The sequence below is a fragment of the Parabacteroides chongii genome, assembly GCF_029581355.1.
Taxonomy (GTDB): Bacteria; Bacteroidota; Bacteroidia; order Bacteroidales; family Tannerellaceae; genus Parabacteroides; species Parabacteroides chongii.
Window position 1 is genome coordinate 1,364,320 of sequence record NZ_CP120849.1, and the last position, 15,258, is coordinate 1,379,577.

The following is a 15,258-nucleotide window of genomic DNA, read 5'->3' on the forward strand; positions in this document are numbered from 1 at the left end:
CGGGAGCATACGATGGTCGTATACGAGAACATACGACCATCGTATAAAGATTATTGTACAGTTGAAAACAGACGAACGATCAGACCAAAATTAGAATCACGGAAAGATGCCTCCCAGGGCGTCGTATCCGTTTGGTCATTTCGCGACTGAAGCATTCCCGCAGCCTTTTCTTTTTCTCCCCGATAAATAGCCGTACACCATTGTGCTACACGATTTTCAGGGAAATCCGTACTCCAGGCAGCTACCATACGATCTGCTTCCTGTACTTTCCCCGACTCACGCAGAGCCAATGCACTTAGCAGGTTACCGGAACCAAAATGAGAACGGGATGTTTTATATCCGGCTACGGCAGATAATAAAGCGGATGCTTTCCGGCTATCTCCCTGTCCTGCCGCTGCTTTCGCTTCCAGATAATCCTCCAGACGGCTGTCGATCATATCGTCATAAGGTTTTCCGACACCCAGATTCTCCGGCCACTCTTTAGAGGCTTCCACGCTCTTCATCACCTGTTTATAATTCTTATGACCCAGTTGTTCCATCGCCCGGTACAAATTTGCCTCACGGTAAACAGCGCGTCCCGCATACGAACCTTCATTCGGAAGAACCTGCATCCGGCTCAACAGAGAGATACAGGGTTGATACTGGCCTGTCTCACACAAAGCCTTCGCATATTTCAGACCGATATAATAGTTCGACGAATACTTCTTCGTATACTTCTTTCCCGTCTCAACAGCTTTCTGCCACTGGTTATTGGCGACATAGTGGTTGATCAAAGCAAATCCTGTACGCCATGACATCTCTATCTGCTCTGCTTTCAACAGGTCAGCCAACCGGGATTCGCCCTCTTTTAAAGAGGCACGGCTTAAATAGAATGGTGCATAGTCGGCTTCACCACAATTCTCCAACAGCTCCAACGCCTTTGCCTTATCCTGGTTAGCCCACCGGATCAAAGCTTCATAATAATCGATCTTCCAATCCGGCTGTACCCTCTTCGCCCATTCCAACGCTTTCAAAGAAGAAGGACGGAAAGGAAATACCATTGCCGGGGAGAGAGCTCCGGCGCGTTGCAACATTCCGCGGCTTTCATCATCGTTACCAGCCTGATGAAATAAATACGCCTGTTTGTAAAGAGCAATCGGATAGTTACCTGCGCACGACAGGAGAGACAATGCTTCTTCTGTGCAACCGACCGATTCATACCATTCAGCCAGCTCCATATAGGTTTCAAAAGGCAGCTCGTTGCGAATCAACGACTGAAGATCATCGATAGGATGACCGGAGCCTTCACCCTGGTAGAGCTGTTCAAAACGTGCCGCATGATACAGCGGAAGGTCTTCCAACAACGGATCGATAAGCGCTTTGGCTTTCTCCGGCTGGTTCGTCTTACGATAAACCACCATTAAAACATGGTCAGCACTCAGATTCATTTGATTGAACTCTTTACTTCTCAAGGCATAATGTTCAGCCTTTGCCCAGTTCCTATCCATCAGGTACATTTCAGCTAATTTCTCATAGGCTGCACTACGGACTCCCGGAGAATAGGAAGCTACAGAAAAGCCGTCTTTGGCATCCGTATGATTTTCCAATGCCATGTTGCATAATCCATACAGATAGTTGACATCTCCATCGTACGTGTTAATGCTTAACGCCGTTTTACAACGAGCAAGCGCTTCGTCATAACGTCCCTGGCGATAATAGAGAGAAGCTAGATCAGTCAGTGCAGGCACGAAATAAGGATCTTTTTCGAGGGAAGCCAGTAAAAACTTTTCTGCCTTGTCGAGTACTTTCTGATTCATCCATTGCTCTCCCTGCGTATAAAGACCATATACCGAGTTCCAGTCAAAATCGGCAGGCAGTTGTTTCGGGCGATTGGTGATGTTATCCGAAGGTACTTCCGAATACACCAGCAAGTCCTCGCCTACCACGACTTTCAGCCGACCGGCGGCAACAGCCTTATTCAATGGGATAGAATCTTTCCAGGTTTCCAGTACACCGCAGTTCAACGGGATGGAGTTTACTTCCTTTTCTCCTTCATAGAGCTTTATGCTTGTAGATAATTTCTGCAAAGGAGAGAAATACAACTTCAGAAAGCCGTCTTCCCTCAACACGTTAAGCGCTCCGACACGGCTTGCCTTTGAGACTCCTTTGATTCCTTTTACCGGAAACCAGTACTCAGTCCACCTGTCGGTCGCCTGCGGACCGAATGCCGTATGTTTATAAGGAGTTAAGCTACTATTGGAAGCCGGCTGGTTATACATGCGACCTGATTGCAGTTCGATATATTGCCCGTCCGTATCCGTCAACAAATCTTCCCAAATACCTCCCTCGCGGGAAAGCCCCCAAAGGAAAATCTTCATTCCCAGCTTCTCGTCATAATCAGCATGATGGATGGAGCCGAAATCGTTGTCATGCCAGTAAGCACCGTAGAAATCGTTATACTTCCCTACGATATGATACGATTTGGAATTACCGAAGTCGTTCTTTTCATACCAGGAGATATCCCGGCCCTGTTCATCCAAAGGAAACGAATGGAGTTCGCCTCCGTGTCCGATATAATTGGTTCCAGGATAGCAGAACTCGGCATTCCCCGCTGCCGGATAGCCGGCATTCATCCACTGATAGTAAGGCTGGTCAATGGATGAACTGTTATGCCAGGTCGTTGTCGTCGTAAAGTAAGCCTTATCTTTCGGAAGATTCACCTCCACAGTCCACAGTGTCCGGGTAACCAGTTCATAGGAAGAGACATAACAACTCACGCTTCCGTCCGGTTTCTGCCGGGTCACATAGTCGACCGGCGTACTGGAAGTCGGTGCATGACCGATGATACCGAAGTTGAACTCGATACCGCCTGATGTCCACGGACCACGCATCGCAATATCACGGAATTTCACGACATGGTTGTTGTAGATAAACTCCTTACCGGTCGTTTTATCTACGGCTCCCCATATTTTTCCACCTATCTCGGGGAACAGGGTCAGTTTGATATAATCATTTTCAAGAGAGACTACTTTCCATTGCTTGTCGGTTCCTTTAGCAGAAAAACCATCAAAACGGAAATAAGGATAGAATAGATCGGAGGGATCAGCCACCGGATCAGGATCAGAGAAAGGATAGGTTTTAACTGTCTCTACTGTCTCGGTTACAGTCGCTTGCTGTGCAAACAAGGGTTGCAACAAAGAGGTTGCACAAAGAAGGATGAGCATCTTTTTCATGGTAATTCATTTATATGGACAATAATGTATATAAGGAGTTTAATCCTCCTTATATACGATTAAAGAGTACATTCCCGGTAAATTATACTATATCGGAAGAGGTTATTTTGCAATAATTAACAAGCCCTTCCCTTTCGGAACAACAATCTCATCGCCGGGTTTCCAGGTTACTTCCTGTTGGAAATTCTCGATAGCCGGGGCATGCAATGTCACTTTCGAAGGATCGAGACCCAGTTTAGCCCAGTCGATGGAAAGCTTCACTTTGGCATCCGTATCTTCCCAGGTAGCCAATGAGATCAGTGCCTTATCACCCATGTGACTGTAAACGGTCGCCAACGTCTTTTCGCTGCCCGTCTTCACCGGATTGTCTTTCACCCAGTAACCGATCATTTCACTATTCTGCATACCGAAAGAATCCCACAGTTTCCACAGCGGTCCGTTATCCACACGAGGACTACGTCCTGTCATGCCATACAGCATGCCACGCCACGGATTACCGCCTCCTTCCAGCATCTCGCCCATCAAACCATAAGGAATACCGGAAACTTCAACCAGCCAAAACTCCGGCGGGAAATCATAATTGAAGTATTCACCGAACCACAGACGGTCGAGATAAGGGAAATGTTCCAAATACAAATTGGCACTATTGGCAAAACCGTCTTTCGGGTTATACTGATTGGCAGAATGCAGGTCGATCATAGCACCCGGATTCGTACGGTTCATCACTTTGCGGATACGCTTCATCGTCATCCGGTCGAAAGCCAGGTCATCGATATACAGCCCGTCGATACCGACGTTCTTCATCAGCCAGTCGAGACCTTCCAGATAATAATTATGCCAGCGGGAAACGCCACTGTTCACAATCGCCGCATCTTTCAGTCCGGGTACAAACCAGGCACCGATATAATTCTGATCCAAATGTTCCTGCAACCAGGAGAAGCCGCCGCCGGGACCTTCCGAGAATATCTCATTCCCCAAACTACGCAAAGCAAACATTTCCACACAGCTGTTGGACAACTCACGAACGGTATTGTAAATTTTCACCTTCATGTCGCGGGCGTGAGCACCGTCGATGTACGCTTTCATCTCTTTGGTACGCAGGAACGGATAGTTGATGAACGGATTGATAGCATTGGCATGATGGATATTGATGACATTGGCACCTCGCTTTTGTATGCCATCCAGGAACTCATAGTTATGATGATAGCGTTCGCGCCATTGTTTATCCGTATCGATCGGACGGAACGGAGTCAACGCCAGGTTGAAATAATAATACAGCCGGTCTCCTTTTTTCACGCTGCGCTTACCGGAATAAGCATTAATACGTGTTCCATCGGCAGCATTATGAATATCGATACCTCCATTTCCGGCATTACACCAGGATACCGGCATGTGCAACGGTTTTTGATGATAGAAATTGGTATTCAGCGGACGTTCGTATTTATTATCATACAGGCGGATCTGGATACCGGCATTGACATCACCCACCCAAACAGCATCCTGGTTTTTCTCTACATCCCATTTCCAGCGAAGATCATTCGGACAATAACCGCCTTTCTCTCCCAAACCCATCATATAACGTCCGACACCGGATGCTAAATGTGTCCGCAACGCAACATCCTCCACAGAAGCATCTTCACGGGCGACCAATGTCACTTTATATGCTATGTTTCCATCCGATTCCATCTCTCCTTCCAGGTCCATCAGGAAACGGCTGTTCTGGTTAAGGGCTTTCCAGGCGATTGCACCTTGTTTATGTTTGGTGATTTCGAAGTTCAGGTTTTCCCATGCACCGCCATCGGCAGCCAGTTCCATAGGAGCAGCCAATACACTACGGCCATTCGTACCGATGCCCGTCATAGTCTCTTTGAAATAACTGGTAATATGTTCCGGCAAACCTAAGTCAGAGAGTTTAACCTCGCGTCCCAGGCAGCTGATCGTTTTATCCTTCATCACCAGCGGCGTATAAGGGGCAATCACCTCATCATCAAAACCGATCTGCGAGTTCAGCCAACGCAGACGGGAATGACGCCAAGGTTCATTATCTCCATGATTGGCAATTACATTTTCCGAAACATTCAGAGAGACTTGTACGGCTTTGCTTTCGGCATTGGCGGCAGAGACAGTCACTGTTCCCTGATAAGTGCCTGCAGAAAGATGCTCCGGCAACTGGGTTCCAACCCATAATGCCTGTACCTTACCCTTATCCACAGAGCAATTCTTTTCAAAAACGGTACCGGTCACATCCGTCCCTTCCGTATTGAAACAGGTAAATGAGGAGGCCGGTATCTGCTCGCCGGTCGCTTTATTCGTAAGGGCAGAGAAATCGACATGCAGATTCTCTACATTCGAACGTGCCGCCCAGACACCTAACTGAAAGACATAATACTCTCCCTTATCCGCCTGCCCGTTAAAGAAATCATGCCGGTTGTCGGCAATCCATTTATAAGGAATATCCGTTGTCATGCGGATGGGGAATTTGCGATCTTCCGTAAAGAGAATATATTTTTCCCCAGGACGTTCTTTTAATAAGCGGGCAGTCTCGTTCGATGTAGCGATCACTTCCATCGGATAGAAGCTGTTCAGCTCATTGATTGCCTGGAACTGTACGACTTTAGCAGCCGGAAGGGCAGGTGCTTTCTTCCCGGACAGTTTATTTTTCTTTACCCAGTCAGCCGAAGCCGTATTCTCGAAAGCAGGATAATTAACGGTCGGATAGTAAGGACTGCCGCTCATTACATTCTTCAGATAATAGATATAATATTCTCCCGGAATAGTCTGCGGCTGAAAAGCGACCTCTCCCCGCTCCCGGTCGACAGTAAAGCGGCATACATTCGTAATACGTTCACCGGTTGCAGCATCCACAACGATCAGATTTTTTGCTTCCGGGTTCAGATCGCGGCGACGCCAGTCGATCGTTGCCAATACAGCATCGGCCGGTTTATCTACAGCGACAACCACCCGATGGTTTCCCAATGAATCGGCATTCCATGTACCCACCCCATAAAGTTCGTCTGTGGGTACAGCCTGTGCCTGCAAACTACTATAGGTAAACAGGCAAAAAAGTGTAAATAGCAATTGTTTCATGTGTACTAGTATTTATCTTTAATATTGCTTTATACGATTGATCAATTCATCCTGCGGACGTCTTTTCGCCAGATCGGCCGGATCAGCCTCACGAATAAAATCATTCTTCAGACGAATATTCTCTTCATTAAAATAAGTGATCTCCTTGTCAGAAAAGCTATCTCTCAGTAAATCAGCCGGTGTACATAAAGAATACCCCAGTTGCTGCAATAGATCTCCGGCTACGGATTCAAAGATAGCAATATCTTCGGAAGATAATTCACGCAGAAACTTTTTTGTATTGTCTTTCAGGATCGGTTTGGTTACATTTGCCCACATTTTGCCTGCAACCGCTGTATTTTCAGACTCGCGGCTCTTATAATAATCCATCACCCTATCAGAATAAGGAAGATGCAGGAAATCGCAAAGCTGCCGCATCACTTTTTCCGGACTGGAAATAAGTGTTTCGTAATTCAGCATAAAGAAATGATCGGCCGCCGTCCTGTCTTTCAAACGGAGAGCAACTTCCTGATCCTTTTTCCAATTTTCAGCCAGTGCATAAATATGTTTCTCTCCGACAATAGCCTTTTTAAACGAAAGAGCGACATCACGACCGTCCCGGTATAGATAGATATAATAAGGAGAAATCCCGGTAGATTCAATGCCTTCTGCATACAGCATATTTTTCATGCTTTTACATAGCCAGAAAGAAGCTCCGGTCTGACGGGCTGCTGATTCATAAATCACCCGGAACAACTCATACAACGTTTGTTGCCTGCAGGCTGCTACCACTTCATCTGCACGAATCGTAATACCTTCCCAGGGAACCGGATTCACTGTGACTAACTCGCACACATCCTGTGCCAACCGATAAAAATTAGACTGATCCGTTAAATCGCCATATTTGGGAAGCAACGGTAAGAAACGCTGAAGAATATGCGGAGGATGGGGAGCAGCAATCTCCCGGATTCCGTCCAGCATGACACGCAACAGATTGGATCCGGATCGCTGGGTTCCAATCATTTGTATACCTTGTATTGTATTCATAGAATTAGAATAAGATAAAGCCCGCCACGCCTGCTCCGATGATCAGGTAAACCGGACTGATTGTGTATTTTAGTGAAATAAAAAATGTAACCAGGAAGATAATAACCGAAACAACCGACAGCGTAATCGTCTGTCCGATCGTAACGGCTGAAGCAAAGATCATTCCGATAACAGCCGCCCGTATCCCTTTCATGGCTGCTTTTACAACGGATGACTGATTCAGAATCTTTACAAAACGGGATAATAAGACGGTTAATACAGCCGGCGGAGTAAACATCGCCAACGTTGCCAGCAACGCCCCCGTGATACCTGCCACTTTATACCCGATGAAGGTCGCTGTAATAAATATCGGTCCGGGAGTGATCTGCCCTATCGCTATCCCGTCGGCAAACTCAGCCGAGGTCAGCCAGTTCAAGTTCTCCACAAACAACTCATGCAAAGCAGGGATAACAACATATCCCCCTCCGAACAAAGTCAGGCTGATACCGGAGAAGGTCGATACAATCTGAATACCTTCTGGAGCACCCGGATATTGTCCTCCCCAAAGTAAGATACAGAGTAATAGCAAAAGAACAATCCCGGAAGTCATCAGCTGCCTGCTACCCGTCCGCTTCTCCCCATCTGATATCAACCCTTGCCCCACAGGCTGGCGAAACAGGAAACCGCCGACTATCCCGCTACCGATAATCAACAGAAAAGTAACCGTAAAACCACCGATAAAAATCAGCAACAAAGCCGCCAGCAGGCAAAGAGCCCATTGGGCTGGCAATTTGATCGTCTTACGTGCCATCCCGATAGCCACCGTAACGATCAAAGCGGTAATAGCCGGAGTGATTCCGCTGAACACATTCTTTACCGCAGGTATATTTCCATAGGAGAAATACAACCACGAAAGAAATATAACCAGTAAAAACGAGGGAATAATGATCCCGGCAAAAGCTACAACCGCCCCCGGTATCCCCCTTAAATGGTACCCGACATAGGCAATCGTATTTACGGCTACAGGCCCCGGCAATACGGAGGTCAGAGAAATCCCATCCAGCAAATCTTCTTCTTTCAGTTTCTTGTCTACTTCTACTAACTGCTTCTGTACGATAGCCACTAGCGACATATAACCGCCAAATGCCGTAGCTCCCAATTTCAGGAATGTAAAGAAGATATAGGATAGCGATGCACGTTCCATATTACTTGATTTCTTTAAAATATTTATCCCAGGTTTCTACCGGGACATACACTGCCCGATAAGGGGCAAAATGCAGGATACTTTCCCAAAGAACCTTTCCTTCCTTGTCCGTCACCATCACCGAACCGGTCTTCGAGCTACATTGTAGCAGATTCCCATTCGGCAGCATAGATACATTTCCCATACGGGAAGTATATTTATCGGCAGGCAATAAGGCATTTATCGTTGTCTCGGCCGTACGGTTCTCTTCATCCAACCGGAATGCTTTGCCTCCGGAACGCTGATTGTGTAAACCGTTGTCGAAAAGCATCAGATCGCCATTCTCCATAATATAAGGTGAATGTTGGAAAGAGAAATAAGCCGTTGTATCCATCTGAAAATCACCGTCTCGTCCAAAACGCCAGACCAGTTCACCACTTTGGGCATCCACTTTCCAAATCTGGTCTTCGATAGGAGCCGACAATAAATAATTGCCATCTTTATCAAAGCAAAGCCCGTTGATATGGAAACGGTCATAACGGTATTCTGCGATATACGGGTCCTTCTCAATGTCCCATACATCCCAGGCAGACCATTTTTTCAATACATTCCCCAATGTGTCGATGACCATAATGCCATCTCCCCCCAACGTATCCGTCTCCATTTTACCATTGACTGGAATCGTTGCCACTTTCTTCGGGCGGTACAATGTATGTATATGATGATCCTCATCCATTAATATATCATGATGAATCACTTGATAATCTTTCTCTTTTTCGACCTTATCCAAGTCAAGACGCCACATCGTTTCACCCGTTAGCGACACTTCCGCCAATCCGGTTCCACCGGCAAACCCGATCGAACCGCGACGCATCGGTTTTTTATGTTCATCGTTGCGTACTTGTTCAGGTGTCATCACATAATCATCAACAAAGTCTTTTACAAAGGGACGCAGCATCGCCAGGAAAGTTCCCCGTGGTGTAAGAGAAACTGCACGCACGCCAATATCATCCACTTGCCAATACCAACGAACTTCGCCTTCGTTGTCAATCAGCATCATATAGCCGGGCAAGCGTCCAAAACAAAGTAATATCATTCCATCTCCTAAAGCGGTTTTATCATGAGGTCGTTTATCTGTAAACCAACGGTTGACCAACCAGGACGATTGTTCACGGGTTTTAAAGGTCAGCTCTTTAGAATGCTGTTGAAATAGGTTATCTATGATTACCTGATAAGCATATTCTGTATTTGCTTTCAGAAGCAACAAATCAATATGATGAAGCGTATCGGCTGGAGAAGTACGCGTACGATACGATTTCCCGGTGCTTTTATCAGTATATTCCACATACACCGGTGCAGGTTTGGCCAACGATACATCCACTCTATTATACATAGCCGTATTACGCGGCGAAGTCAGCGTAACAGCAAGCAAGCTATTCCGTGTGTTCCAATAGAGAAATGCGGACACTCCGCATACTAAGACAATTACAAAACTTATCAAACACCTCATATCAACACAGATTAATTTAGTAAGAAAAAAGAAGGGAGTGCCACCTATTCGACAGCACACCCTCTCCAGTGTTTTATTATGGTAAACGAGAAGCGTTCTCGGCTGCCATTTTTGAATTTAATTGCGCATCATTCAACGGGTACGGGAAATAGCGCAAGCTAGGTGTCACATTCGTCGGCTGGGCAATACCCAGTTTTTTCAGATGTGCATTAACCACCTCTTCATACTTACCGAAACGGATCAAGTCTGCACGACGCTGAAATTCGAACACCAGTTCATAACCACGTTCCTTCAAGATAGCCTCATTCATCGCTTCTTTACTTGCCGGAGTCTGGAAACGATCGTGCTTGCCATATTCCGGAGCACCGGCACGGGCACGAATCTGATTCAAATATGGAAGGGCTGCAGCCGGACCATTCAAATTGTTTTCGATTTCAGCCTTACACAAAATAACATCCGACAGACGGAAAAGACAGATGGTACGACCATCATAGTAAGCTTCCGAAAGCATATCGTACGTATATTTCATTGTAGAAACATTCTGCATGTATTTTGTCGTATCATTCGGAACCACGGTCACACCCTCTTCCGGTACCATATAACGGAAACCATATTCAGACTGGTCATCACGAGCAGCAACACCCGTATAGTCATAATAAAAGAATTCACGACGTGGGTCTTCTTTATCATAGCTACGCCAGAACGGGAGAGATACGCCATAATATTGCCAACGTCCCGGTACATCCGGATGGTCACTCGGACCGAAATGGTTGGCAATCTCACCTCCGTTTTGAGAAGATTCATGCAAAATAGCAAAGATCATCTCCTTACCATACTTATTATTCTCAGACCATACATATTTAAAATCACTTTCCAACTCATACTGGCCACTGTTCAGCACCATATCAATATAAGTCTTCGCATTAGTATAGTCATGATTACGTAAATAGATCTTACCCAGCAATGTAGCAGCTGCTCCACTGGTAGCACGTGCCAAATCCTGACCTTCCCAACTTACGGGCAACAAATTGATACATTCCTTCAAATCGGCAATTATTTTTTCTTCAATCTGTGCAACCGGTGTCAGATCAACATCATTCATTGAAAAAGGATCATCCACCAAAGAGGTAAAGAAAGGTACCGCACCAAAAGCATCTGTCAGGTCACGGTAACAAAAAGCACGTAAAAACATAGCCTGCCCCTTTACCAGATCCTTTTTCTCTTCTGACATGTCTACGGCATCCACCTTATCCAAAATAACATTGGCATTAGAAATGACATTATACAAATCACGCCAGTTATTACTGAAATAACGGTTGTTGGCATCATACGTCATATTACTCAACTTCGCCGGATCGCCAGCGGCAGTCGAATACCCCATATCAGTTGCATAATCAGTCATCATGATCATATAACCGCCATACAGCAACCAGGCATCTCCCGGATAAGGAGTCATGTCTGAATACAATCCGACAACGGCCGCTTCAATATCCGACTCCGTGCCATACGCATTCGCACTCGTCAGGTTGCTATATATTTCCGGATCCAGATCGGTACAAGCAGAAAACAACCCTGCTGCCACTAAGCCTAACAAATATCTTTTTATTTTCATATTTAAAATCTCCTCTTTTTATTAGAATGTAATATTCAAACCGACCGTATAAGTACGTGTAGACGGATACGCATTGAAGTCAAGACCGGCACCGGCATTTGCTGTCTGCTGGCTACCACCAGACTGAGTCGCTTCGTTAGCCTTAGTATCCACTTCAGGATCCCAGCCGGAATATCCCGTGATAGTGAATAAGTTTTCAGCAGAGAAATACACACGGCAGGAACTTACCACCTTCTTAAACGGAATCGTATAGCCCAATGTCAAATTTTTCAAACGCAGGAAAGAAGCGTCTTCGATAAAATGATCATTGATATAACCACCGTACTGAGAATAGTAGAAACCATTACGCGGAATATCTGTATTGGTATTCGTCGGAGTCCAACGGTTCAGTGCATCCGGTGTACGTTTCCATTCCAGATTCATACGAGTCATATTCAACAAGTCGTTACCGATTGATCCCTGGAAGAAGATAGAGAGATCAAAACCTTTCCAGGCAAAGTTATTCGTCAAACCGAAAATCACATCCGGATTTGCATTACCGATGATTGTACGGTCGTCAGAATCAATCTTACCATCCTTATTCACATCTTCGAACTTCGGATCACCCGGTTTGGAGTTAGGTTGCGGAGCGTATGTTTCACCTTCTTGCAATACACCTATATATTTATAACCGAACAAAGAACCTAATGATTCACCTTCGCGAACAACGGCATAAGCCTCTTCCGACACAGTACCCATCGGCTTGGAAGATGTGATATAAATATCTGTGCTGCTACCTAAATCCAACACTTTGTTACGGTTAACGGCCAAGTTAAACTTCGTATCCCAAGTAAAATCACCTGTCAGGTTATGAGAGGTAATGTCGATTTCGAAACCACGGTTCTGTATAGCACCGATATTACGCTGCCCGGAAGTAAAACCTGTATAATAGGGTAAAGATACTTTCAGCAGCAAGTCTTCTGTTTTTTTCCAATAACCATCCAATGTCACAGACAAGCGGTTGTCAAAGAATCCCATATCCACACCGACATTATACTGAGAAGTTGTCTCCCATTTCAAACTGGCATTCTCCGGACTGCTTTGGTTCAGATGCGTACCCGGCTTGTTGCTTGAACCGTCCAGGGTGATCCGGTTGGTTGAAATCAATGCATAAGATGCGTAATCACCAATACGTTCATTACCTGTCACACCATAACCGGCACGAACCTTCAAGTTGCTGAAAAGATTCAAATTCTTAATAAAATCTTCCTCACTGGCACGCCAAGCCAACGATCCGGAAGGGAAAGTACCCCAATGGTTGTTTACACCGAAACGGGAAGAACCGTCGCGACGAACCGTCACCGTTGCCAGATACTTATCCTTGAATGTATAATTCACACGTCCAAAGAAAGAAGCCAAAATATTCTCTGTCTTATTAGACATAATATCTTTCGTAGAAGCAGCACTCAAATTGTTCCACTGGAACAAGTCGGTTGAGAATCCTTTTGCTTCAGTCTGACGATATTCTGAATTATATTTTTCATAAGAATATCCCAACATCACATTCAGATCGTGCATATTATTGAAGGTCTTCATATAATTCAAGATACCTTCAAATACCTGACGGGTAGCTCTGAAATCGTATGTTGTTGCCACACCACCTTCAATTTCTCCTTGATAAGTCGATTTCGGCAGATAAGTCCCTTTGAAATTATTCAACAACTCCACACCGGCAGTCGCCTTGGCTGTGAAACCTTCGAACGGGTGTACTTCAAGGAAAGCAGTACCGTTAAACTTATCGTTGGTCATATCATTCTTACGTTCCAACAAGTTAGCCAATGGGTTATCGCCACGACCCCCCGGTACACGACCATAAGAACCATCTTCATTATAAGGCTTCACTGTCGGATCATAGTCCATAATACTCAACAATACGTTTGAGTTGACAATACTTCCGCTATACATCTGATAATTTGACTGTTCGCGATGTGCATACATCGTAGCTCCCGCCTTGATGTAATCGTTGATTGTCTGATCGACATTGATACGTCCGGAAATACGATTAAAGTCAGTATTCTTCAAGACACCTTCCTGCTGATAGAAGCCCAGGCTGGTCAATACCTTTGTTTTCTCCGTACCACCACGGAATTGAATATTATGGTCATGTACCAAACCGACACGCGTTGTTTCTTTCAACCAATCCGTATCTACGTCAGACTGCAACTGAGAAGGGGTATAGGCTCCATTCGGATTACCTTCCTGTCCTTCAATTTCCTGATACAACGCATTCTGTAAATTCATATAATCCTTCGCATTGATAAATGTAAATGGATTATCAATCTTTTGAGCACCCATATAACCGCTGTAAGAAATCTTATTCTCACCGGCTTTACCCCGTTTAGTCGTAATCAATACGACACCATTGGCACCACGGGCTCCATAGATAGCTGTTGCGGAAGCATCCTTCAAAATCTGCATAGATTCAATATCATTCGGATTGATGTTCAAACCTTCAGAAGAGGGGAAACCGTCCACTACATACAACGGTTCGTTGGTAGACGAAATAGAGTTGCTACCACGAACACGTACCGAAATAGTACCGCCCGGAGCTTTAGAACTCTGTGAAACCTGCACACCGGCAGTCTTACCCTGCAAAGCCTGAGCTGCATTACTTACCGTACCGCCCATTACCATATCATCAGCCGATACAGTAGAAACAGCACCTGTCAAGTCTTTCTTCTTTACATAACCATAACCAATGGCTACAACCTCATTCAGACCAATTGCCTCTTCAGCCAAACTGACATTCAGCACTGACTGACTACCTACCTTTACTTCTTGCGTAGTATAACCAATAAAAGAAACAACCAGAGTTGCATTATTAGGTACATCCAGGGTATACTTACCGTCCAGATCGGTAACTGTACCATTTGTGGTTCCTTTCTGCACAACATTAGCACCTGGTATAGGCTCTCCGGCACTGTCCGTTACTACACCCGACACCTTTTTAGCCTGTTGAGTGATCATAACACTTTCATTCTTTGCTTTCGCTGCATCCACTCCGCCCGGAATAGCATACGAAGAAACGAGGGAAGATATACATAATCCAGCTATAAGACCGGACCTGGATAACACCTTCCGCGTCTGAGAATCCACTGCTCTTGCAGCAAGATTGTCTTTCAGTAAAGCGTTGTTCATAAACTTGAATTATTAGATTTATATCTGCATTACAATTGTATCACCCTTTACAGTAAACTTGTCAGAATACCAATAATTGACCTGAGTTCGATAAGAACTCATTCAAAACAGATAGATCTTAAAAAAGGAAATATGTAAAAAAGGCTTTAGAGGAGTTCTATTCATAAAGATTTGAGTGGGGAGAGTGTTAAATTCTTATTTTTTTTAATATGAGAAACCGATATTAGTGTATTTTTTATATATTTGGCAAAAAATTGAGTGAGTTCTTATCGGACTAAATCAGTTGCTTAAGAAAGGTTATAACGTGTTCTTATCTTGATATTCAAATAACAGACTGATATAAAGTACGTTTTACACAAATAGAATATTTACCTATTTAACCTTAAAATGCGTTTATTGATCTATTTTACATAAAACAAAATGTTCCCGATTAAGACAAATCATCATTCAACTATCATAAAACGATCTATTT

At 44.8% G+C, this 15,258-nt stretch carries 7 protein-coding genes; all 7 read right to left on the minus strand.

Annotation, left to right across the window (positions count from 1 at the left end; all coding sequences use genetic code 11):
- Positions 1-50: 50 nt before the first annotated feature.
- Positions 51-3,212 (minus strand): DUF5107 domain-containing protein, encoded by a 3,162-nt coding sequence (locus P3L47_RS05375; protein WP_277782931.1) that lies wholly within the window; start codon positions 3,210-3,212, stop codon positions 51-53.
- Between the two features lie 102 nt (positions 3,213-3,314).
- Positions 3,315-6,299 carry a glycoside hydrolase domain-containing protein gene (locus P3L47_RS05380; RefSeq protein WP_277782932.1) on the minus strand — a complete coding sequence of 995 codons (2,985 nt, stop codon included), beginning with the start codon at positions 6,297-6,299 and terminating at the stop codon, positions 3,315-3,317.
- Positions 6,300-6,317: 18 nt separating this feature from the next.
- Positions 6,318-7,325 (minus strand): sulfotransferase family protein, encoded by a 1,008-nt coding sequence (locus tag P3L47_RS05385; protein ID WP_277782933.1) that lies wholly within the window; start codon positions 7,323-7,325, stop codon positions 6,318-6,320.
- Positions 7,326-7,329: 4 nt separating this feature from the next.
- Positions 7,330-8,508, minus strand: coding sequence for a chromate efflux transporter (chrA, locus tag P3L47_RS05390; protein ID WP_277782934.1), 1,179 nt, complete (start codon positions 8,506-8,508; stop codon positions 7,330-7,332).
- A 1-nt stretch (position 8,509) separates the two neighbouring features.
- Positions 8,510-9,997, minus strand: a complete 1,488-nt coding sequence (locus tag P3L47_RS05395) for an aryl-sulfate sulfotransferase (protein ID WP_277782935.1) — start codon at positions 9,995-9,997, stop codon at positions 8,510-8,512.
- A gap of 76 nt (positions 9,998-10,073) precedes the next feature.
- Positions 10,074-11,609, minus strand: coding sequence for a RagB/SusD family nutrient uptake outer membrane protein (locus P3L47_RS05400; protein ID WP_277782936.1), 1,536 nt, complete (start codon positions 11,607-11,609; stop codon positions 10,074-10,076).
- A gap of 21 nt (positions 11,610-11,630) precedes the next feature.
- Positions 11,631-14,786, minus strand: a complete 3,156-nt coding sequence (locus P3L47_RS05405) for a SusC/RagA family TonB-linked outer membrane protein (RefSeq protein WP_122362129.1) — start codon at positions 14,784-14,786, stop codon at positions 11,631-11,633.
- Positions 14,787-15,258: the final 472 nt, after the last annotated feature.